The sequence below is a fragment of the Pseudomonas sp. LBUM1666 genome (genome assembly GCF_059695775.1).
The window spans coordinates 2077227-2099106 of sequence record NZ_CP166789.1 but is presented as its reverse complement, the minus strand read 5'-3'; the positions used below and the strand labels follow the sequence as shown (position 1 = coordinate 2099106).

General features: G+C 59.1%; 17 protein-coding genes. 7 read left to right on the top strand and 10 right to left on the bottom strand.

Annotated elements, in window-relative coordinates:
* Positions 1 to 5: 5 nt before the first annotated feature.
* Entirely contained in the window at positions 6 to 1331 is a 1326-nt protein-coding gene (locus ACA056_RS09490) for an MFS transporter (protein ID WP_497272201.1), read from the bottom strand.
* 268 nt (positions 1332 to 1599) lie between these two features.
* On the opposite strand from ACA056_RS09490, the gene ACA056_RS09485 reads away from it, so the two are divergent.
* Positions 1600 to 2472, top strand: a complete 873-nt coding sequence (locus ACA056_RS09485) for a LysR family transcriptional regulator (RefSeq protein WP_415767035.1) — start codon at positions 1600 to 1602, stop codon at positions 2470 to 2472.
* Between the two features lie 103 nt (positions 2473 to 2575).
* Here ACA056_RS09485 and ACA056_RS09480 read toward each other — a convergent pair whose 3' ends face one another.
* On the bottom strand, positions 2576 to 3439 hold the full coding sequence (locus ACA056_RS09480) for a LysR substrate-binding domain-containing protein (RefSeq protein ID WP_497272199.1): 864 nt from the start codon (positions 3437 to 3439) through the stop codon (positions 2576 to 2578).
* Between the two features lie 109 nt (positions 3440 to 3548).
* On the opposite strand from ACA056_RS09480, the gene ACA056_RS09475 reads away from it, so the two are divergent.
* The 3 genes from ACA056_RS09475 (at position 3549) to ACA056_RS09465 (ending at position 6374) form a co-directional block, all read left to right on the top strand.
* Positions 3549 to 4658, top strand: coding sequence for a 2-aminoethylphosphonate--pyruvate transaminase (locus tag ACA056_RS09475; protein ID WP_497272197.1), 1110 nt, complete (start codon positions 3549 to 3551; stop codon positions 4656 to 4658).
* A 152-nt stretch (positions 4659 to 4810) separates the two neighbouring features.
* Positions 4811 to 5638: a phosphonoacetaldehyde hydrolase gene (phnX, locus tag ACA056_RS09470; RefSeq protein WP_497272195.1), complete on the top strand. Its 828-nt coding sequence runs from the start codon at positions 4811 to 4813 to the stop codon at positions 5636 to 5638.
* Positions 5639 to 5825: 187 nt separating this feature from the next.
* A complete protein-coding gene (locus tag ACA056_RS09465; RefSeq protein WP_497272193.1) occupies positions 5826 to 6374 on the top strand; it encodes a cytochrome b in 549 nt (182 codons plus the stop codon).
* Positions 6375 to 6384: 10 nt separating this feature from the next.
* Here the strand turns inward: ACA056_RS09465 and ACA056_RS09460 are convergent, their stop codons facing one another.
* Both ACA056_RS09460 and ACA056_RS09455 read right to left on the bottom strand, forming a co-directional pair.
* Positions 6385 to 7302, bottom strand: coding sequence for a 1-aminocyclopropane-1-carboxylate deaminase/D-cysteine desulfhydrase (locus ACA056_RS09460; RefSeq protein WP_497272191.1), 918 nt, complete (start codon positions 7300 to 7302; stop codon positions 6385 to 6387).
* Positions 7303 to 7456: 154 nt separating this feature from the next.
* Positions 7457 to 9496: an oxidoreductase gene (locus ACA056_RS09455; protein WP_497272189.1), complete on the bottom strand. Its 2040-nt coding sequence runs from the start codon at positions 9494 to 9496 to the stop codon at positions 7457 to 7459.
* A gap of 209 nt (positions 9497 to 9705) precedes the next feature.
* Here ACA056_RS09455 and ACA056_RS09450 point away from each other — a divergent pair, with 209 nt between their 5' ends.
* Both ACA056_RS09450 and ACA056_RS09445 read left to right on the top strand, forming a co-directional pair.
* Positions 9706 to 10836: a carbon-nitrogen hydrolase family protein gene (locus tag ACA056_RS09450; RefSeq protein WP_497272187.1), complete on the top strand. Its 1131-nt coding sequence runs from the start codon at positions 9706 to 9708 to the stop codon at positions 10834 to 10836.
* 3 nt (positions 10837 to 10839) lie between these two features.
* Positions 10840 to 11880, top strand: a complete 1041-nt coding sequence (locus ACA056_RS09445) for an AraC family transcriptional regulator (protein WP_497272185.1) — start codon at positions 10840 to 10842, stop codon at positions 11878 to 11880.
* A 352-nt stretch (positions 11881 to 12232) separates the two neighbouring features.
* Here the strand turns inward: ACA056_RS09445 and ACA056_RS09440 are convergent, their stop codons facing one another.
* Entirely contained in the window at positions 12233 to 13060 is an 828-nt protein-coding gene (locus tag ACA056_RS09440; RefSeq protein WP_497272183.1) for a DUF2242 domain-containing protein, read from the bottom strand.
* 91 nt (positions 13061 to 13151) lie between these two features.
* Positions 13152 to 14051, bottom strand: a complete 900-nt coding sequence (locus tag ACA056_RS09435) for a LysR family transcriptional regulator (RefSeq protein WP_497272181.1) — start codon at positions 14049 to 14051, stop codon at positions 13152 to 13154.
* Between the two features lie 122 nt (positions 14052 to 14173).
* Between ACA056_RS09435 and ACA056_RS09430 the strand changes: the two genes are divergently transcribed.
* Positions 14174 to 15379, top strand: a complete 1206-nt coding sequence (locus ACA056_RS09430) for an MFS transporter (protein WP_497272179.1) — start codon at positions 14174 to 14176, stop codon at positions 15377 to 15379.
* Positions 15380 to 15439: 60 nt separating this feature from the next.
* Here ACA056_RS09430 and ACA056_RS09425 read toward each other — a convergent pair whose 3' ends face one another.
* From ACA056_RS09425 to clpX, 4 genes are all read right to left on the bottom strand, one after another.
* Positions 15440 to 17311 (bottom strand): SurA N-terminal domain-containing protein, encoded by a 1872-nt coding sequence (locus tag ACA056_RS09425; protein ID WP_497272177.1) that lies wholly within the window; start codon positions 17309 to 17311, stop codon positions 15440 to 15442.
* Positions 17312 to 17544: 233 nt separating this feature from the next.
* Positions 17545 to 17817: an HU family DNA-binding protein gene (locus ACA056_RS09420; protein ID WP_002552737.1), complete on the bottom strand. Its 273-nt coding sequence runs from the start codon at positions 17815 to 17817 to the stop codon at positions 17545 to 17547.
* A gap of 147 nt (positions 17818 to 17964) precedes the next feature.
* A complete protein-coding gene (gene lon / locus ACA056_RS09415; protein ID WP_027926069.1) occupies positions 17965 to 20361 on the bottom strand; it encodes an endopeptidase La in 2397 nt (798 codons plus the stop codon).
* Between the two features lie 161 nt (positions 20362 to 20522).
* The gene (gene clpX, locus ACA056_RS09410) at positions 20523 to 21806 is read right to left on the bottom strand and encodes an ATP-dependent Clp protease ATP-binding subunit ClpX (protein WP_007946893.1); all 1284 of its coding nucleotides are present in this window, start codon (positions 21804 to 21806) and stop codon (positions 20523 to 20525) included.
* Positions 21807 to 21880 lie beyond the last annotated feature (74 nt).

The window sequence follows — 21880 nt, the reverse complement described above, 5'->3', positions numbered from 1 at the left end:
AATCCTTAAGTACGCAGAGGTTTTACGGTGATCGGTTGATTAGGTCCGAAAACGCTTTCGGCACGCAGGCCAGCCGGGCGGCTGTTCCAGTGCGGGATCAGCACCAGGGCCGAAAACAATGCGCAGCCAGCGAAGACGATGAACACGGTGACCGAGTCGAAGTAGCCTGGCAGCAATCCGCCGAGAATCGCCCCGACGGAGCCGCAACCGTTGACGAAACCGGCCGCTGTGGCACCCGCCTTGGCGGTGCCGAAATCGATCGCGGCCGCGCCGCTGATCATCGAGTCCGGTCCGTACAGGGTCAGGCCCATGACGAACAGCAGCGCCACCACCAGCATCACGCTGCCGGTATGCAGGGCGCCCATGAACAAGGTCAAGGTCACGGTCAGCGCCAACAGGCTGAGCACACACGCCGGCATGCGTCGGGCGCCGAACAGTTTGTCCGAAGCGAGCCCCAGCAGAATCGGCCCGAGTAACCCGGCCAGTTCAAACGCGGTCGGAATGATTGCCGCGCCGACCTTGCCCACCGAGGGCATCTGCTCGAAGACGATCACCGGCCCCCAGAGCAGAATCGCGTAGCGCGCCGGTTTCAGCAGAAAATACGCGAGGCCCAGAACCAGCACGGTGCGGTTGCGCAGAATTTCTTTTAACGGTTCCAGCATGCTGATCTTGCTTTGCGCGTCGGCCTCTTGCGCCGTCAGTTGCGGCTCCGGCTCCACCGCCGGCAAGCCAACGTCTTCGGGTTTGTTGCGCTGAAAAATAAAAAACAGCACGGCGACCAGCCCAACCACCGCCGCACTGGAAAAGAACGCCGCATGCCAGGTGCCGATCAGCGTATACGCCCACCAGCCTGCAAACGGCGAAGCCACCAACCCGCCAAAGGCGTAGCAGGAACTCCACAACCCCAGCACCCGCCCGCGCTGTTCAGAGGGAAAGAAGCTACCGAGGTTCTTGCACAGCCCGGACCAGCCGGTGGACTGAGCAAACCCTTGAATCAACATGCAGGTGGCGAAGATTGGTAACGTCGCAAAACTGCCCATCACCAAAGCTGCTGCCGCTGAAATCAGCAACCCGCCAAACACTACGACCCTTGGGCCAAAGCGATCGGCCAGGATGCCCCAGGTGAATTGCCCGATGGCGTAAGCCGTCAGGTAGATGGCGTCGAGGTTGGCCATGGCCATTTTGTCGAGCATGAAGGTGGGGTCTTCGGCGATCCCCAGTTTTGCCACGGAAAAAGCTTTGCGGGTGAAGTAGAAAGCAGCGTAAGCGAGCCAGGTGATCGCGAAGATCTGCACGCGCCAACGCTTGATAGTGCCGATGTGCTTGTTCATTGTGGTTCTGACCTCAGGGTGTGAGTGTGCCGGCAGAAATTGAGAAATAACGCCTGTTTTTTTATTGTTGAGCACTTCGATATCGCAGCTTCCCTGAGGCGATATCGGTCAGATGAGTCCTGCTGTTGCACGTACAGGCTCATGGCCGCCAACGCTGTTCGACTGACCAGTCACCGGGGCTGAGGTCGATAAAAACAATTACTGATTAATAAGTGAAATCGATTTATCGTATTTCCAATATAAGCTCAGCTTGTTACTAGAGGTTTCGATGTCGGTTTCCCACGCCCAGCTCAAAGCCTTCCACGCCGTGGCCGTCCATGGAAGCTTCACCAAAGCCGCCGAGCGGCTATTTCTCACGCAACCGGCGATTTCCGACCAAGTGCGCAAGCTAGAAGAGCGTTTCGGTGTGCTGCTGTTCCACCGCAATAAACGCTCGGTACGCCTGACCGATCTGGGCGAGCGGTTGCTGAGCATTACTCAGCGGCTGTTCGTCATCGAGGCCGAGGCGCAGGAGCTCTTGCATGACTCCAGGGCCTTGCAGACCGGCAGCCTGATTCTCGCGGTGGATGCGCCAGTGCACGTGTTGCCGCAGATTGCTCGATTTTGCGAGCGCTACCCCGGCATCAGCGTGAAGATCGAAACCGGCAACACCGATGAATCGCTGTTTCGGCTGTTCAACTATCAGGCCGACCTGGCGTTGCTGGGTCGGGAGGTGAGTGACGAACGTCTGATCTCGTTGCCGCTGCGTAACGACCCGATGGTGGCGTTCGTTTCGCGCAATCATCCGTGGGCCGATCGTGAATCGATTTGCCTCGCGGACCTCGATGACACGCCGTTGGTGCTGCGGGAAATCGGCTCGGTGACGCGGCAAACGCTGGAAGAAGAAATGGCTCAGGCAGGCTTTCGCATTCGCCCGGCGATTCAGGTTGAAGGCCGGGAAGCGGCGCGTGAGGCGGTGGTGGTGGGGATTGGTGTAGGTGTGGTGTCGGCCGCTGAGTTCGGTGCAGATTCGAGGGTTTGCGCGTTGCCGATTACCGACTGCAAACGACGATTGACCGAGACACTGGTGTGCTTGCGCGAGCAGAGTTCGCGGCGGGTGGTGGCGACGTTTCTGGAGATGGTTCGCGAGAGTCTGGCATAAGCAGACCCGGCCCCATCGCGAGCAAGCTCGCTCCCACAGGGATTTTGTGAACACTGGAGATCCAATGTGGGAGCGAGCTTGCTCGCGATGCAGGCGCTGCGGTTTATCTAACTGGCGCCAAATCGAAAAACGCCTGAATCAAGCGCAAATCCCGCCGCCGTTCCATGCACCCGATCATGTGCCGATTGACCAACCCTTCGCCAAGAATCGGCACCGCCACCACCCTCGGGTCGTGGCTAACCTCCACCGACGACACCACGCCAACCCCCAACTCTGCGGCGACGGCTTCGGTCACTGCCTCGCGACTGTCCAGCTCCAGCAACACCCGTGGACTGACCAATGCCGTCGCGCACGCCTCGTCGAAGGTGCGCCGGGTGATCGAACTGGGCTCGCGCAACACCATGATCACCTGATCCAGCGCCTTGAGCGGCACCCCCTTGGACATCTGCGCCCACGGATGACCGTGGGGCACCAGCGCACAAATCCGTGATTCGCTTAAGTCTTGCAAATGCAGCCCCTTGCGCGGTTCGACTTCGGTCAGCACCGCCACGTCGGCATGCTCCGACAATAACGCCGCCAGGGTTTCCTGAGCATTGCCCAGCCGCAGGTTCACGGTAATGCCGGGATACCGCGCCCGCAAACTGGCGAGCATCGGCATGACCATGTGCGGCCCATCCGCCGCAACCTCCAGACGCCCGGTCAGCAACTGCCGGTTCGCTTCCAGCATCACCTGCGCTTCTTCGGCCAGACCGAACATTGCCCGGGTGATCGCGGCCAGTTTGGTGCCCTCCTCCGTCAGCTCCACCCGTCGCGCGGTGCGCCGCAACAATGTGATCTGGTAATGCTCCTCCAGCGCCTTAATGTGCCCGGTGACCGCCGGTTGGCTGATGAACAGGCGCGCGGCAGCCCGGGTGAAGCTGCCCTCACGGGCCACCGCATCGAATGCGCGGAGCTGGAACAGGTTCATGAATAACTCTCACTGATGGCTGGCATAACAACAAACAATTTGATTGATAGCTCGGCAAATTGCAATTTAAGCCCCGTAGCTTCATCCCATCGATTGCGAGGACACGAGAATGAGTACTGCCGAACCCATCCTGCTCACCCCCGGCCCACTGACCACATCGGCCCGCACCCGTCAGGCGATGATGGTCGACTGGGGTTCATGGGATGACCGCTTCAATCAACTGACCGCCAGCCTGTGCGAACAACTGCTGGCGATCATCAACGGCGGCGATAGCCACCACTGCGTGCCCCTGCAAGGCAGCGGCACGTTCGCGGTCGAAGCGGCGATCGGCACGCTGGTACCTCGTGACGGTAAAGTTTTGGTACTGATCAATGGCGCCTACGGCAAACGCCTGGCGAAAATCTGCGAAGTGCTCGGCCGCTCCTTCAGCACCTTCGAAACCGCCGAAGACGAACCGACCACCGCCGCCGACGTCGACCGTCTGCTGCGCGCCGATGCCAGCATCACCCACGTCGCGCTGATTCACTGCGAAACCAGCACCGGGATCCTCAACCCGCTGCCGGAAATCGCCCACGTCATCGCGCAACACGGCAAACGCCTGATCATCGACGCCATGAGCTCCTTTGGCGCCTTGCCGATCGACGCGCAACAGGTGCCATTCGACGCGCTGATCGCCGCCTCGGGCAAATGCCTGGAAGGCGTGCCGGGAATGGGCTTTGTCTTCGCTCGCAAAGAAGCACTGGCCAATGCCGCCGGTAACTCGCACTCGCTGGCGATGGACCTTTTCGATCAGCACTCCTACATGGCCAAGACCGGCCAATGGCGCTTCACCCCGCCAACCCACGTGGTCGCGGCGTTGCACGAAGCCCTGCTGCAATACAACGAAGAAGGTGGTTTGCCAGCCCGGCATCAGCGCTATGCCAACAACTGCCAGGTGCTGCTCGATGACATGGCCGAATTGGGGTTACGCAGTTTTCTACCCGCCGCGATTCAGGCGCCGATCATTGTCACTTTCCACGCGCCGAAAGACCCGCGTTACCAGTTCAAGGAATTCTACGAACGCGTCAAGGCCAAGGGCTTCATCCTCTACCCCGGCAAATTGACCCAGGTCGAAACCTTCCGCGTCGGCTGCATCGGCCACGTCAACCAGGACGAGATGCACGCGGCGGTAGCGGCGATCGCCGAAGTGCTGCGCGAGATGGAAGTCCTCGAAATCTAAACAACACCACCTTCCCCTTGTGGGAGCGAGCTTGCTCGCGATAGCGGACTGTCAGGCAACACATTTGCTGAATGTCAGACCCTCATCGCGAGCAAGCTCGCTCCCACAAAAGCCGCCCAAATACTGTTAGCTCTTACAGGACTCTGATCGCTATGAACTACGCAAACCCAACCAAACTGCAAGCCGCCATCCTCGACTGGGCCGGCACCGTGGTCGACTTCGGCTCTTTCGCGCCAACTCAAATTTTTGTCGAAGCCTTCGCCGAGTTCGACGTCCAGGTTTCCATCGAAGAAGCCCGCGGCCCGATGGGCATGGGCAAGTGGGACCACATCCGCACCCTGTGCGATCAGCCGGAAGTGGCCGAACGTTATCGCACAGTGTTCGGCCGTACGCCGACCGACGATGATGTCACCGCCATCTACAAACGCTTCATGCCACTGCAAATCGAGAAAATCGCCGAGCACTCGGCGCTGATTCCCGGCGCACTGGACACCATCGCCCACCTGCGCCAGCAAGGGATCAAGATCGGTTCCTGCTCCGGCTACCCGAAACAGGTCATGGACAAAGTTGTCGAACTGGCCGCCACCAACGGTTACGTCGCCGACCACGTGGTCGCCACCGACGAAGTGCCTAACGGTCGCCCATGGCCGGCCCAGGCACTGGCCAACGTGATTGCGCTGGGCATCGATGATGTCGCGGCCTGCGTGAAGATCGACGACACCGTGCCGGGCATTCTCGAAGGTCGTCGTGCCGGCATGTGGACCGTGGCATTGATCTGCTCGGGCAACGCGCTTGGCCTGGACTACGAAGGTTACCGCGCCCTCGGCAGCGACCAACTGGCCAGCGAACGCAAGCGCATCCACGGGATGTTCGAAGGTTCGCGCCCGCACTACATGATCGACACCATCACCGATTTGCCGGAAGTGATCGCCGATATCAACCAGCGTCTGGCCAAGGGTGAGATGCCGCAAACCAGCTGATTGCGCCTATCGCCGCATAAAAAAGCGCCAGTTCCTTAACAGAACTGGCGCTTTTTTTTTGGCCAACCTCCTGATCCAGAGCATTGAACGCCCAAATAGCCACAGGCAAATCCACCAAAGCGGATTACAGTTAAAGCACACCGTCGAACAAGAACGGTGGCTCGACCTGACCTGTGAGGAACACCGTATGCCCTGGAAGAATTCCGACTCTCGCTACAGCACCGTATCGATCACGCTGCATTGGTTGATGCTGGTCCTGCTGGCGCTGGTTTACGCCTGTATCGAATTTCGCGGGATCTTTCCAAAAGGCAGTGGCGGTCGGACGCTGATCACCGAATCGCACTTTATGCTCGGTCTGACAGTGTTCGTACTGGTGTGGTTGCGCTTGTTCGCGCGCAGCCTGGGCCCGGCACCGCAAATCTTCCCGGCCTCGCCTCACTGGCAGACCGTGTTGGCCAAACTGATGCACTGGGCGCTGTACATTTTCATGATCGCCATGCCGATTCTGGGCTGGCTGGTCACCAGCGCCAAGGGCCACCAAGTGATGTTCTACGGCTTCGACCTGCCGTTGCTGGTCGCGGAGGACAAGGCGTTGGCCAAGCAGATTGAGGGCTGGCATGAACTCGGCGGCACCATGGGTTACTGGCTGATAGGCCTGCACGCCCTGGCGGGGATTTATCACCACTATGTCGTGGGCGATAACACCTTGCTGCGGATGATGCCCAAGCGCGGGTGAATCCAGCCGTTCACTGGAAACCCCGGCGGCCCTGTAAACCGCCGGTGTGGATAAAGATCAGGCGCGTGCCGCTCTCGAATCTTCCCGCTTCGACTTGCTGCTTGAGCGCCAACAGGGCTTTGCCGGTGTACAGCGGTTCGAGGGGAATGCCGCTGGCCTGTTCGGTCTGATCGATGAATTCGAGCAACAGCGGATCGACTTTGGCAAAGCCGCCACGGCTGGCGTCGAACAACTCATAAGCGCGACTCTGTAAGCCCGCCTCTTGCATAATTGATGCGACTTGCTGCGCCACACCATGATCGTCGGGCACCGCCAGTGCGCCATATACCGGGTGTTCACCCGTCTCGGCCAGCACCAGACCAGCCAGGGTGGTGCCCGTTCCGCAGGCCAGCCACCAGCCGTCGTAGTCGCTCCAGCCAAGACCGTTCAGTTGCTCGCTGACCATTGTCCTCAACTGCAGGCATCCCTTGGCTCCCTGTAAACCGCCGCCACCTTCCGGCACCGGATGCAGATCGGGATACTGCGCCTGCCAGGGTTGCCAGAAACCCGGCTCGTGCCGCGCTCGATAACCGCCATAACCCAGCCAATGCAACTGCATGCCGAACGCCTGCAAGTCTTTTACCGTTGGCGTTTCTTGCGGATGACCGCGCAGCAGGCCAACGGTGCGAAAACCAAAACGCTTACCCGCCGCCGCCAGTGCATGCAGATGATTGGAGTGGGCACCGCCCAGACTGATGATGCCTTTGGCACCGATCTGGTCAGCAGCTTTCAGGTGCTCGATGAGTTTGAACCACTTGTTGCCGCTGATCAGAGGGTCGATCTGGTCGAGGCGCAGGATCGCGACTTCGATGCCGGCTGAGGTGAGCCAGTCGAGGTGCAGGGGTTGAAGCGGGGCTTGGGGTAGCCATTCGTTGGGCGGTAGAAGCATCGATGCCGGCTCTGGGGTGAAGAGCCAGCATTCTAGTCGCCCTGAGGACGCCTTCGCGAGCAGGCTCGCTCCCACACTCGATCCATGTCGCACCGAAGATCTACTGTGGGAGCGAGCCTGCTCGCGAAAGCCATTGGCACGCTGAGCCTGCTTATTACAACTCAGCAGCCAACCGGGACCCTTGGTTGATCGCGCGCTTGGCATCCAGCTCCGCCGCCACATCCGCGCCGCCAATCAAATGCACGTTCTGCCCGGCCGCCACCAGGCCATCCTGCAACTCACGCAGCGGATCCTGACCGGCGCAGATCACGATGTTGTCCACCGGCAGCACTTGCGGCTCGCCGGTTTCGCCGATGCGGATGTGCAAACCTTCGTCGTCGATCTTCAGGTACTCGACGCTGTTGAGCATCTGCACCTGCTTGTTTTTCAGGCCGGTGCGGTGAATCCAGCCGGTGGTTTTACCCAGACCATCACCGACCTTGGATTTCTTGCGCTGCAGCAGGAACACTTCACGCGCCGGTGCATGAGGCTCAGCCTTGATGCCGGCGACACCGCCGCGCGCTTGCAGATGCGTATCGATGCCCCACTCCTTCCAGAACGCCTCACGATTCTGGCTGGTGGCCACGCCCTGGTGAACCAGGAACTCCGAGACATCGAATCCGATACCACCGGCGCCGATCACTGCGACGCGCTTACCCACCGGTTTGCGCTCAAGGATCACGTCCAGGTAGCTCAGCACCTTGGCGTTCTCGACACCCGGAATCGCCGGAGTTCTTGGGGCGATGCCGGTGGCGAGAATGATCTCGTCGTAACCGCCTTCGACCAGTTGCGCCACATCGACGCGGGTGTTCAGGCACACCTCGACGTTAGTGGTCTGCAGTTTGCGGTTGAAGTAGCGCAAGTTTTCGAAGAACTCTTCCTTGCCCGGCACACGTTTGGCGATGTTGAACTGGCCGCCAATTTCGCTGGCCGAATCAAACAGTGTCACCTGATGACCACGTTCGGCTGCCACAGTGGCAGCCGACAGGCCGGCAGGACCGGCACCGACGACGGCGATTTTCTTGATCTGCTGCACCGGCAGGTAGTTGAGTTCGGTTTCATGACAGGCGCGCGGGTTCACCAGGCAACTGGTCAACTTGCCGCCGAAGGTGTGATCCAGACAGGCCTGGTTGCAACCGATGCAGGTGTTGATTTCATCGCCACGACCGGCCGCAGCCTTGTTGACGAAGTCCGGGTCGGCGAGGAACGGCCGCGCCATGGAGACCATGTCGGCATCGCCTTCGGCCAGAATCTGCTCGGCCACTTCCGGGGTGTTGATACGGTTGGTGGTGATCAGCGGAATGCTCACCGAGCCACGCAGCTTGGCGGTGACTTTGCTGAACGCACCGCGGGGCACTTTGGTGGCGATGGTCGGAATCCGCGCTTCGTGCCAGCCGATGCCGGTGTTGATGATGGTCGCACCGGCCTGCTCGATGGCCTTGGCCAGCGTTACGATTTCTTCCCAGCTGCTGCCGCCTTCCACCAGATCGAGCATCGACAGGCGGAAGATAATAATGAAATTCGGGCCTACCGCTTCGCGCACCCGGCGGACGATTTCCACCGGCAGGCGCATGCGGTTTTCATAGCTACCGCCCCAGCGGTCAGTACGGTGGTTGGTATGGGCGGCGAGGAACTGGTTAATGAAATAACCTTCGGAGCCCATGATCTCTACGCCGTCGTACTCGGCCTGTTGCGCCAGGGTCGAACAGGTGACGAAATCGCTGATCTGCTTCTCGATGCCTTCCTCGTCCAGCTCTTTAGGCTTGAACGGGTTGATCGGCGCCTGAATGGCACTCGGCGCAACTTGTTTCGGGCTATAGGCATAACGACCGGCATGAAGAATCTGCATGCAGATCTTGCCGCCCGCCTCGTGCACCGCGCGGGTGACGATGCGGTGTTTGAGCGCTTCTTCCTCGGTGGTCAGTTTGGCCGCGCCGGAGTACACCCCGCCCTCGTCGTTCGGGCCAATACCGCCAGTGACCATCAGGCCAACGCCGCCACGGGCACGTTCGGCAAAGTACGCCGCCATGCGCTCGAAACCGCCGGGCTTTTCCTCAAGACCGGTGTGCATCGAACCCATCAGGGTACGATTGCGCAGCGTGGTAAAACCCAGGTCCAGCGGGGCCAACAGGTGCGGGTAATGAGCGGCGGCCATCGGTAACTCCACATCGAGCGATCACGGAAAAAGTGCAGGAGCTCTTCGGCCCCCGTCAGTCATGTTGGACAGACTAAGAGTCGCGCCGCTGTCACTCAATGACCGTAACTGACAACTTATTGATCCAAATGTGCAGCGCCCCTTGGCAAGTGCCGGCATGCGCCCTACCCTAGTCGCGAACCCTGCACACGGCCGTTGACTGTTTCCCCATGCGCAAACTTCTGTACCTGACCTTCTCCATGGCATTGATTGCCGCCCTTACGACCTACGCCATGTGGGCCGCGGACCGTCCGGTGGGTCATTACCTGTCGGACCTGCGTATCAACCTCGCGGTCGACCAAGGCACACCCGCTGATCGCGGCAATTTGCTGGGCATCCAGCCCGAGCTGTTTCCCACCGACTATCAAAGCCCCGAGCGCCTGCACCGCAAGCTGGCGGCCTATTTGCAGAAGGCCCAGGACCAGGGCCTGCTGAATGAAAAAACCATCGTCGTCCTGCCCGAACATGTCGGCACCTGGTTGATGGTCAGCGGCGAGAAAGATGAGCTGTACCAGGCCACCACGCTCAAGGAGGCCATGAACTGGCTGGCGGTCAGCAACCCACTGAAGTTCGTCCGCGCACTGATCAGCGCCAAGGGCGACAAACGTCTGGACGACGCGCACCTGCGCATGAAGGCCAAAGGCATGGCCAAGGACTACCAGGCGCTGTTTGGTGGTCTGGCGAAAGAATTCCACGTGACATTGGTGGCGGGCTCCATCGTGCTACCCGAGCCCAGCATCATCGACGGCACCCTGAAAATCGGCCGCGGCGCGTTGTACAACAGCAGCGTGGTGTTCGGTCGCGATGGCCTGCCGATCGGCCAGCCCCAGCGCCAGATGCATCCGATTTTCGATGAACATGAAGTCATCGCCGCCAATGGCGAGCATACGCTCAACGTCGTCGACACCCCGGCCGGACGCCTGGGTGTGCTGATCGGCAGCGACAGCTGGTACCCGGACAATTACCGCAAGCTCGACGACCAGGGTGCGCAGTTCGTCGCGGTCCCGGCGTTTGTGGTCGGGCGCGGCACCTGGGACAAACCGTGGCGCGGTTACAAGGGGCTGTCGACGCCTGGCTCGGTCAGTCTCAAGGCCGGGGAGCTCAGCGAAGGCCAGGCGTGGCATCGTCTGACACTCACCGCTCAACCGCCCAGCAGCCAGGCAATCGCCGGCATGAGCGTGTTCCTGCGCGGTCAGTTCTGGGATCAGGGCAGCGCCGGTCAAAGCTTTCTCAGTAGCAACGGGCAGCAGTTCGCCGACGGCAATGCCCGTGGCGCGCGGTTGCTGAACCTCTGGTTGTAACCGATGAAACCGTTGCCGATGCGCCTCGGCGATCTGTCGGTGGGCTTTGTTCATAGCCTTGCCGACGCCGTGCGCAGCCACGGTGTAGACCCTCAGCCGTTGCTCGAACAATACGGTCTCGACGCGGCTCGCCTCAGCGAAGCGGGCGCCCGGCTCTCGATCCCGCGCTACATGCGCCTGGGCCACAGCGCTATTCAACTGACCGACAACCCGGCACTTGGCTTGCGCATGGGTCAGCTCAGTCGCCTGAGCCAGGTTGGCCTGGCCGGGGTCACGGCCGCTCAGGCGCCAACGGTGCGAGAAGCCGCACGGTGCCTGATTCGCTTCGAAGCCTTGTATGGCTCCAACTATCGCGGTCAATCGAGCTTTCACGAAGACGCCCAAGGTGCCTGGCTGCGGTTTTATTCCATCAGCCCTTACAACGCCTACAACCGCTTCGTGGTGGATTCGATCATCGCTGGCTGGTTGCAGCAATTGTCCAGCGTCAGCCCTGCCCCGTTGCGGGCCGAACGCATCGAGATCGAGTTTGAAGAGCCGGATTACCGCACGGCTTATGAAGTGCTGGGCGACTGCCCGATCCAGTTTGGCTGCGAGCACAATCAATTGCGCTTGAGCCTTGCCAGCCTCGCCCAGCGCAACCCGGATCACTGCCCGAGCACTTGGCGACACTTGCTGCAACTGTGTGAGCGGGAACTGGAGCAACTGACACGCACCCGCAGCCTGCGTGAACGCATCACTCAGTTACTGGGGCCATTGCTCAATGGTGGCCGGGAACCCGACCTGGAAGAAGTGGCGGCACGCCTGAAGCTGCCGACCTGGACCTTGCGCCGCAAACTCGCCGAGGAAGGCACGCAATTTCGCGCGATCCTCAATGACACGCGTCGCGACCTGGCCATGACCTACATCCGCGATACCGAACTGGCGTTCGGAGAAATCGCCTACCTGCTGGGCTTTGCCTCAGCCGAAGCCTTTCAGCGGGCCTTCAAACGCTGGAGCGGCCAGACACCCGGCGAGTTTCGCCGCAGTCATCGCCAATCCGCTTGACGCTTACAGCTCGGTAGCGTCTTCGGCCGGTTCCAGCGGGTCCAGTTCAAACGCCTGATACTCGAGCAGCTCTTCTTGATAATCGTCCATTTTGAATCCCCCACAGCTCGTTGAAAAAAACGCCTGAATAAATGACCAGCGCCCCGAGCATAAAGTGCCCATGTGAAAGAAAAATGACGCAGGCACGCCGCTCAGCAGCTACTTAATAAAACGTAGCAGGCCGTCAGGAATTTATCACAGGATTTTTTCGATACAGGCCGTAGGACAACGGCCTGGGTTGACGCGGATCAATTTAAAAGCGCCGCTGCGGGATCGGTGTCGTCTGACCTGATCCCGCAGCGTCAGAGCACGATTACTGGCCTGATACAGGAATGGCAGAAATAGGCTCGGTGGGTGGAGGCAGGCTTGATTGGGGCGGCGGAGTGACCGTTTCCGTGGTCGATGCCGGCTCGGCGTTCTCGGCCGGAGCAATCGGAGCGGCTTCAGGCGGCGGTGCAACCGGCTCAGAGGCTGCTGGAGCAGCTTCGGCAGGTGCCGGCGCAGGTTCTGCCGCAGGTGCCGGGGTCGGCGCCAACGGAGCCGGTGCGGCCTTGGCTTCGGGCACGCCGAGATCGGGTTTCGGCTTATCCTTGATGTGCGCGGCCTTTTTCGCTTCCGGCGGCAGGAACAACTCGACCAGGGTAAAGAAACGCTCGTAGAACTTGGGCGACGATACGGTTTCGCTGGCAACCTTGACCATCGAGTCGTCGGACGAGCCGATCGGCATCGACACAGAACCCAGCACGCCCACACCAACGCTGGCGGAGTTGTTGGTCTTCTTCAGCGCATAACGATCCTGCAGGGCGTTGGCGAACATGGTCGCGTGGAGCCCCTCACTGCCGTCATCGGCACAGACCACACTGAAGCTGATCTCCATGTGGGTCTCGCCGGTCTGCTGGAAGCTTTTGTGTCCGCTGACCAGTTTCGGGTCGGAGCTGGTAATGATGTAGCCCTGGCTGAGCAACGCCCGACGGGCGGCTTCGCACGTCTGCGCATCCGTCACCGGGTAGCTGCGCGAAAACGTTCCGGAGTCAGCGAAATTCTCATGCTCATAGATAGGGGCTTTCTTCGACGAGCAACCGGCCGCTGCGGCCAGCACCAACGCCAGCCCTGCAACACGCATGGGAAATGATTTAAACATTGAACATCCTGAGGAAAACGGTCCGGGGCGTATTGTGCAACAGATCGATGCTTAGCGGAGTATCGATTAGTGTCTTAAAACGGTTACAGAGTTACTGACCATCGCTTGCAGGAAAAAGTCGCGCGCATAAATGATCGATGAACGCCCGCAGCTTGGCGGCTGCGTGCCGACTGGAGGGCCAAAGGATCCAGAATGTGCCAGCGTGCTCCAAGTGATCGTCGAGCACCCGTTGCAGCCTGCCGTGTCTCACGTGATCATGGACCATAAAGTCCGGCAAACAGGCAATGCCCATCCCCTGAAGGGCCACAAAACTCACGGCTTCGATCGAGGTACTGACCATCCGCGTCGGCAGCACCGGCTCTGGGTCGCCAGCCTCGCGACGCAAAGGCCAAGGCTCCAGCTTGCCGGTGGCGTGAAAGGTGTGACGCAGGCAGGCATGACTTGCGAGATCCGTGGGTGTTTGCGGTACACCGTGGGCCTTGAAATACTCAGTCGTGGCGACCAGCACCATTCTAAATCCGCCGAGCGGCCGAGCCATCAGTCGGGAATCCTTGGGATTGCCGGTTCGCACCACCGCATCGAAGCCCTCCTCGACCACGTCGACCATACGGTCGGACAAATCGATATCCAGTTCGATGTCCGGAAACAGCGCCATGAACTCCGTGAGCACCGGCATTACCAGTCCGGGCACCAGAGGCAGGCTTATCCGCAGCTTGCCGTGAGGCGCCGACGCGGCATTACACATCTCGTATTCGGCGGCCTCGACCTCGGCCAGGATCTTGCGACAGCGCTCCAGGAACAGCGCACCTTCCGATGTCAGGGTAATGCTGCGGGTGCTGCGATGAAACAGGCGCACGCCCAACCGCGTCTCGGTGCGGGCGATGCTCTTGCCGATCGCCGATGACGATACCCCAATCAAACGCGCGGCTTGCGTGAAGCTGCGTGTCTCCGCCACCTGCACAAACACGGCAATACTGCCTAGGCTATCCAATCCGTTACCCTCGCGATTAACGACATCCATGTCCGATATGTTCGGAACCTTAACCTGTTTTTCCGGGAAGCGCAGCGCCCTACGCTCTGTCCTTGGCTACTCACTGACAGGGACCTGAGCGCATGAACGAACCCGAATTGACCGTGCAATCATTGCGCACCGAAGCACAAACCCGTGAACGCCTGCCCCTCAGTGGCCTGCTCGCCCTGGCCACCGCCGGTTTCATTACCGTACTGACGGAGGCGATGCCCGCCGGGCTGTTGCCGCAGATGAGCGCGGACCTGAATATCTCGCAAGCGTTGGTCGGGCAACTGGTGACGATGTACGCCATCGGCTCGCTGCTAGCGGCAATCCCGCTCATCATCGCCACTCGCGGATGGCGCCGCCGTCCTTTGCTGCTGACGGCGATTGGCGGCTTTGCCATCGTCAACAGCATCACCGCACTTTCCACTGACTATGCGCTGACACTGATCGCCAGATTGTTTGCCGGCATCTTCGCCGGGCTGCTCTGGGCACTGGTGGCCGGTTATGCCAGCCGCATGGTGGCATCGCACCTGCAAGGCCGGGCCATTGCCGTGGCGATGCTCGGTGCACCGCTGGCACTGTCGCTCGGAGTACCTGCCGGGACGTTGCTGGGCACGGTCGTGGGTTGGCGGCTGAGTTTTGCGATCATGACGGCACTGACCTTGATACTGATCATCTGGGTACGCTGGCAGGTTCCGGACTTTCCCGGCCAAATCGCCGAAAAACGCTTGCCGCTGCGCAAGGTGTTTGCCCTGCCGGGACTTCGCTCAGTACTGTTCGTGACCGTTTCCTACGTGCTGGCTCACAACATTCTCTACACCTACATCGCCCCTTTCCTGCAGCCGTCCGGACTTGCCGCAACCATTGATCGAGTACTGCTGGTCTTCGGCCTGGCGTCAGTGTTGAGCATCTGGATCGTTGGCAGCCTGATCGACCGCTGGTTGCGCGAGCTGGTGCTCATCAGCGGCGGGCTGTTCATTGTGTCGGCTCTGGTGCTCGGCTTTTGGGGCGAATCGGCGGCGGTGGTCTATGGCGCGGTGGCCGTCTGGGGATTGGCGTTCGGGGCGATGCCTTCGCTGTTGCAGACCGCTTCGGCGAAAACGGCCGGGGATGCGGCGGACACTGCGCAGTCCATGCTGGTGACGATGTGGAATATCGGGATTGCTGGCGGAGGCCTGGCGGGAGGATTGTTGCTCGATAGCCTGGGGGTGATGTCGTTCCCGTGGGTGGTCGCAGCGTTACTGGTACTGACGTTGCTGGCTACGGCGAATGCCCGGACCGACGGTTTCCCTTCCGCACGCTGAAACAAAAAACCCCAGCCTTTCGGCCGGGGTCTCTTTTGTAGCGCAAAACTCAGTCAGGCATCAGAAGCGTTTGATCTCAGCCTGGCTTTCCAGCAGTTTGCGGTAGGCCGCAAAGTCTTGCTGGCCAATGCGCGAAGCGAGGAAGCGACGGTATTGAGCCTTCTCTTCTTCGGTCGGCGCAGCCGCTTCGTTCACGCCGTTCAGACGCACAATCACCAGGCTACCATCGGCCAGGGTCACGCTGCTGAAAGTCGGCTTGTCCTTGGCGGCGGGCTTCGGCATGCGGAACAGCGCCTGCAGCACGGTTGGGTCAACCCCTTCCTGGCCACGAGTAGCTGCCTGGGTCACTTTCCAGCTCTGACCGTCGATCGCTTTGTCCAGTGGAGTCTTGCCATCGCGCAGGCTGACAATCAGCTCTTCAGCCTTGGTCTTGGCGGCAGCACTGGCGTGTTCCTTGGCCAATTGCACGCGAATACTGGCAGCTACGCTTTCCAGCGGCAGTTGCGCAGGCTTCAGGTGCTCCTTGGCGCGCAGCACGATCACGGTTTCCGGATCGAGCTCGATGGCGGTGCTGTTGGCACCCTCATCCAGCACTTCAGGGCTGAACGCAGCAGTGATCACGGCACGGTTGGCCGCAACACCTTCGCCACCTTCACGGCCGAACGGTTTGGACGTATGAACAGTGAGCTTCAGGTCCTGCGCCGGCTGAGCCAGATCGGAGGCTTCGAACGACGAGTCTTCCAGTTGCTTGGTTGCCTCAACGAAACGCTGCTCGACCTGCTGGGTTTTCAGCTCACGGGTCAGTTTGTCTTTCAGGCTGGCGAGCGTCGGCACTTCAGGAGCTTCGACACCCAACAGCTTGATCAGGTGGAAACCGAAGTCGGTGCGGACCGGTGCCGAGACCTGATCCTTGGCCAACGCATACAGCGCTGTTTCGAAGGCTGGATCGTAGACACCAGGACCTGCGTAGCCGAGGTCGCCGCCGTTGTTGGCCGAACCCGGGTCCTGGGAGAATTCCTTGGCCAGAGCTTCGAACTTCTCGCCTTTTGCCAGACGTGCCTGGATCTCCTCGATCTTGGCCTTGGCTTGCGCTTCAGTCACTTTGTCGTTCACTTCGATCAGAATGTGCGCGGCCCGGCGTTGTTCCGACAGGTTCGCGGTTTCTTTCTGATACGCCGCTTGCAGGTCTTCGTCCTTGACGCTGACCTGATCAAAGAAGGAAGCCTTCTTCAACTCGAGGTAATCAATGACCACCTGATCCGGCGTCATGAATTCCTTGGCGTGTTCGTCGTAGTAGGCTTTGACTTCATCGTCGGTCAGCTTCACAGCCGCCGGGTCAGTCTTGACGTTCAGCGAAGCGAAATCGCGGGTCTGTTTTTCCAGACGGGCGAATGCCAGAACCTGTGCGTCGGTGACGAAACCGCTACCTGCCAGACCAGCGCGCAGCTGACCGATCAGCATTTCCTGAGCCAGCATCTGGCGGAATTGCATGCGGCTGTAGCCGAGCTGGCGAATCACCTGGTCGAAACGCTCGGCGCTGAACTTGCCATCGACCTGGAATTCAGGCGTTTGCAAGATCACTTGGTCCAAAGCGGCTTCAGAAAAGGCGAATTTCGAATCTTCTGCGCCTTGCAGCAGCAGCTTGCGATCGATCAAGCCTTTGAGCGCAGATTCGCGCAGCATTTTTTCGTCGAGCAAGGAAGCATCGAAATCCTTGCCCAGCTGTTGCATGAGCTGACGGCGTTGCATATCGACCGCCTGGCTCAGCTCGTTCTGGCTGATTTCTTCACCATTGACCTTGGCCGCATCCTGGCTGTTGGTCGTCGCCTGGAAAATGGCCTCGATACCGGTGAAAGCCATCAGTACAACGATGATCCCGATAATGGTCTTGGCAATCCAGCCTTGTGAATTGTCCCTGATATTCTGCAGCATGCGTCCCCCAGAAACGGTTGAACTTCAAAATTAGGCAACCGTGGAGCGTGGGTAGAATCCGGATAGAAGAAAGGCGCATCCGAGGATGCGCCTTCTCGTAACTGGCGGAGCGGACCGATGACTCGAACTTGCGAGCCTCGGCGTCTCGGATCGGCGACTCGCCGACTGGACTACCGCTCCGCTGCCAGGTCAGGCATGACCCCGACCCGGATAGGCAAAAACCTGAATCGAACTTAGTTGACAGCTTCTTTCAGTGCTTTACCGGCTTTGAAACCTGGTTTTTTAGCAGCTGCGATTTCCAGCGTCTTACCGGTCTGTGGGTTACGACCAATGCGAGCTGGACGATCAGTTACGGAGAAAGTACCGAAACCAACCAGAACAACAGAGTCACCAGCCTTGAGAGCGCCAGTGACGGATTCGATTACAGCGTCCAGCGCACGGCCAGCAGCAGCTTTCGGGATATCAGCGGATGCAGCGATAGCATCAATCAGTTCCGACTTGTTCACTCTAAGTCCCCTTATATCTATTTGAGTATGATTCTAAGTTTTTTGGTGAAAGCAAAAACGAGTGCTGAATGGCCTACAGACACTTAAGAGCCGCTTTATAACAAGGGCTCTAAAAAGCTGTCAACAAGCCACCCAGGCAAATGCGTACTAATGCGTGCTAATTCTTTCCTTAGAGTCAGACTCGCGTTTTTCATCCTTTGCAACTATCTCTGGAGCTACATCTGGCAAGGGCTCCGGCGCGTATTGCAGCGCAATTTGCAGGACCTCGTCAATCCATTTAACCGGTTTAATCTGCAGATCTTGCTTGATATTGTCAGGAATTTCCTTCAGATCGCGTACGTTCTCTTCAGGAATGATCACCGTCTTGATTCCGCCACGGTGAGCAGCGAGCAGTTTTTCTTTCAAACCGCCAATCGCCAGCACCTGACCACGCAGCGTAATTTCGCCAGTCATGGCGACGTCCGCGCGCACAGGGATCCCGGTCAATGCCGACACCAGAGCCGTGCACATGCCCACGCCGGCGCTAGGGCCGTCCTTCGGGGTCGCCCCTTCCGGCATGTGGATATGCGTGTCGCGCTTCTCGTGGAAGTCCAGGGGAATCCCCAGGCTCTTCGCGCGACTGCGAACAACGGTCAAGGCCGCAGTGATCGATTCGACCATGACGTCACCCAAGGAACCGGTCTTGATCAACTGGCCTTTACCCGGTACGACTGCGGCTTCGATAGTCAGCAATTCGCCACCCACCTGAGTCCACGCCAGCCCGGTGACCTGACCGATCTGATCCTGCGATTCGGCCAGACCGTAGCGGAATTTGCGCACACCCAGGAAGTGTTCCAGCATCTCGGCAGTGACCTTCACCGAGAAGCGCTTTTCCATTGCATGCTCTTTGACCGCCTTGCGGCAAACCTTGGCAATCTGGCGCTCCAGCCCACGTACACCGGCTTCGCGGGTGTAGTAGCGGATGATGTCGCGGATCGCTTCGGCGTCGAATTCCAGCTCGCCTTTTTTCAAACCGTTAGCCGTAATCTGCTTTGGCGAAAGGTATTTGACGGCGATGTTGATCTTTTCGTCTTCGGTGTAACCCGGCAGACGAATCACTTCCATCCGGTCCAGCAAGGCTGGTGGAATGTTCATGGAGTTCGAGGTGCAAAGGAACATCACATCGGACAGGTCGTAGTCGACTTCCAGATAGTGATCGTTGAAGTTGTGGTTCTGCTCAGGGTCGAGCACTTCCAGCAACGCCGACGCCGGATCGCCACGCATGTCGCTGCCCATTTTGTCGATTTCATCGAGCAGGAACAGCGGGTTGCGGACGCCCACTTTTGTCATCTTTTGAATCAATCTTCCTGGCATCGAACCGATATAAGTACGGCGATGACCACGAATTTCCGCTTCATCACGCACGCCACCGAGGGCCATGCGCACGAATTTGCGGTTGGTGGCGTGAGCAATCGACTCCGCCAGAGAGGTTTTACCCACCCCAGGAGGGCCGACCAGGCACAACACCGGACCACGAATTTTCTTCACTCGCTTCTGCACGGCGAGGTATTCGAGGATCCGCTCTTTGACTTCTTCCAGACCATAGTGGTCTGCATCGAGAATGTCTTCAGCGCGCGCCAGATCCAGGCGCACTTTGCTCTGTGCCTTCCACGGCACCTGAACCAGCCAGTCAATATACGAGCGCACCACGGTCGCTTCCGCAGACATTGGCGACATTTGTTTCAACTTGTTCAGTTCACCCTGGGCTTTGGCCAAGGCGTCTTTCGGCAGGCCGGCGGCATCGATGCGCTTTTTCAGCTCTTCGATTTCGTTGTGGCCTTCGTCGCTGTCGCCGAGCTCTTTCTGAATGGCCTTCATCTGCTCATTCAGGTAGTACTCGCGCTGGCTGCGCTCCATTTGTTTTTTGACGCGACCGCGAATGCGTTTTTCGACTTGCAGCAGGTCGATCTCGGCATCCAGCAACGCCAAAACGTGCTCGACCCGGGCCGACAAATCGATGATTTCGAGGATTTCCTGCTTCTGCTCGATCTTCAGGGCCATGTGTGCGGCCATGGTGTCGACCAGGCGGCCTGGTTCGTCGATGCTGTTGAGCGACGACAGGACTTCAGCCGGGACTTTCTTGCCCAGCTGCACATATTGTTCGAACTGAGCCAGCAGGCTGCGTACGAACACTTCCGACTCGCGCTCTGGCGCGTCGACTTCGTCGATCAACGAGACTTCGGCACGGCAGTGGCCGTCCACTTCGCTGAAACGCTCAACGGCGCCCCGCTGCTCACCTTCAACCAAAACCTTGACCGTGCCGTCAGGCAGCTTGAGCAGCTGTAGAACGGTAGCAATGGTACCTACGCGATAAAGTGCATCTTCACCGGGATCGTCGTCAGCAGGGTTTCTCTGAGCCAGCAGAAGGATCTGCTTGTCGCCCGTCATCGCTGCCTCGAGGGCTTCGATGGATTTCTCGCGCCCCACGAACAGCGGGATAACCATGTGCGGATAAACCACAACATCACGCAATGGCAGGAGAGGCAATTCGATGGTTGTCTTCATGATTTCGCCTCTACGGCGGCCATAAGGCCGTAAACAGATGGAAGTGAGCTTGAAACCAAGATGGGGGCTACCTTCAAAAAAAACAAGCTTAAAGAAGGTGTTAAAACGCGCAAAAAGCAAAGGGGCCCGAAGGCCCCTTCTTTATTCCAGCAGCGTGACGCTTAGGCGTCTGGCGCTGCCTTGGCAGCCGGCTCACTGTTTTCGTAGATATACAGTGGCTTGGACTTGCCTTCTATAACGCTTTCGTCGATCACTACTTTACTCACCTCGGACTGCGAGGGAATTTCATACATAGTGTCGAGCAATACACCTTCGAGAATCGAACGCAGTCCACGGGCACCGGTTTTGCGTTCCAGGGCACGTTTGGCGACCGATTTCAGAGCGTCGGCCCGGAATTCCAGGTCCACACCTTCCATCTCGAACAGCTTGGCATACTGTTTGGTCAGAGCATTTTTCGGCTCGGTGAGAATCTGCATCAGCGCAGCCTCATCAAGCTCGTCCAGCGTGGCAAGTACCGGCAGACGACCGACGAATTCCGGGATCAGACCGAACTTGACCAGATCGTCAGGCTCGACTTCACGCAGGGACTCACCGACTTTCTTGCCTTCTTCCTTGCTGCGCACTTCCGCGTTGAAACCGATGCCGCCCTTGGTGGAACGGTTTTGAATAACCTTTTCCAGACCGGAGAACGCACCACCACAGATGAACAGGATGTTACGGGTGTCAACCTGAAGGAATTCCTGCTGCGGATGCTTGCGTCCACCTTGAGGCGGAACGGAAGCGACCGTACCTTCGATCAACTTGAGCAGGGCCTGCTGCACGCCTTCACCGGAAACGTCCCGGGTGATCGACGGGTTGTCAGACTTGCGCGAGATCTTGTCGATCTCATCGATGTAGACAATACCCATTTGGGCCTTTTCTACGTCGTAATCGCACTTCTGCAGCAGCTTCTGAATGATGTTTTCGACATCTTCACCCACGTAACCTGCCTCGGTGAGGGTGGTTGCGTCGGCGATGGTGAACGGAACGTTCAGCAAGCGGGCCAGTGTTTCGGCAAGCAGGGTTTTACCCGAGCCTGTCGGGCCGATCAGCAAGATGTTGCTCTTGCCAAGTTCGACATCGTCATTCTTTTTGTCACGCTGGTTCAGGCGCTTGTAGTGGTTGTACACCGCTACGGCCAGAACCTTTTTCGCACGTTCCTGACCAATCACGTACTGATCAAGGATGCCGCTGATTTCTTTAGGCGAAGGCAATTTATGCGCGCTGCTTTCGGCCTGGGCTTCCTGCACCTCCTCACGGATGATGTCATTGCACAGGTCGACGCACTCGTCGCAGATAAACACCGAGGGACCGGCAATCAATTTGCGCACTTCATGCTGGCTTTTGCCACAGAAGGAGCAATAGAGCAGCTTGCCGTTGTCCTCGCCGTTGCGGGTGTCAGTCATTCGTTCGATCCAAATCCGATAGGCTTGCAACACAAGATGAAGGCTATTGCGGGCTTTTTCAAGCCCGCAGGTGA

Bases quoted from the DNA above. Each gene is read 5' to 3' on its own strand.
- ACA056_RS09485 (WP_415767035.1), top strand. From the start codon at position 1,600: ATGTCGGTTTCCCACGCCCAGCTCAAAGCCTTCCACGCCGTGGCCGTC.
- ACA056_RS09450 (WP_497272187.1), top strand. From the start codon at position 9,706: ATGCGCAAACTTCTGTACCTGACCTTCTCCATGGCATTGATTGCCGCC.
- ACA056_RS09475 (WP_497272197.1), top strand. From the start codon at position 3,549: ATGAGTACTGCCGAACCCATCCTGCTCACCCCCGGCCCACTGACCACA.
- ACA056_RS09440 (WP_497272183.1), bottom strand. From the start codon at position 13,060: ATGTTTAAATCATTTCCCATGCGTGTTGCAGGGCTGGCGTTGGTGCTG.
- ACA056_RS09465 (WP_497272193.1), top strand. From the start codon at position 5,826: ATGCCCTGGAAGAATTCCGACTCTCGCTACAGCACCGTATCGATCACG.
- ACA056_RS09480 (WP_497272199.1), bottom strand. From the start codon at position 3,439: ATGAACCTGTTCCAGCTCCGCGCATTCGATGCGGTGGCCCGTGAGGGC.
- ACA056_RS09490 (WP_497272201.1), bottom strand. From the start codon at position 1,331: ATGAACAAGCACATCGGCACTATCAAGCGTTGGCGCGTGCAGATCTTC.
- phnX (WP_497272195.1), top strand. From the start codon at position 4,811: ATGAACTACGCAAACCCAACCAAACTGCAAGCCGCCATCCTCGACTGG.
- ACA056_RS09455 (WP_497272189.1), bottom strand. From the start codon at position 9,496: ATGGCCGCCGCTCATTACCCGCACCTGTTGGCCCCGCTGGACCTGGGT.
- lon (WP_027926069.1), bottom strand. From the start codon at position 20,361: ATGAAGACAACCATCGAATTGCCTCTCCTGCCATTGCGTGATGTTGTG.
- ACA056_RS09445 (WP_497272185.1), top strand. From the start codon at position 10,840: ATGAAACCGTTGCCGATGCGCCTCGGCGATCTGTCGGTGGGCTTTGTT.
- ACA056_RS09460 (WP_497272191.1), bottom strand. From the start codon at position 7,302: ATGCTTCTACCGCCCAACGAATGGCTACCCCAAGCCCCGCTTCAACCC.
- clpX (WP_007946893.1), bottom strand. From the start codon at position 21,806: ATGACTGACACCCGCAACGGCGAGGACAACGGCAAGCTGCTCTATTGC.
- ACA056_RS09430 (WP_497272179.1), top strand. From the start codon at position 14,174: ATGAACGAACCCGAATTGACCGTGCAATCATTGCGCACCGAAGCACAA.
- ACA056_RS09425 (WP_497272177.1), bottom strand. From the start codon at position 17,311: ATGCTGCAGAATATCAGGGACAATTCACAAGGCTGGATTGCCAAGACC.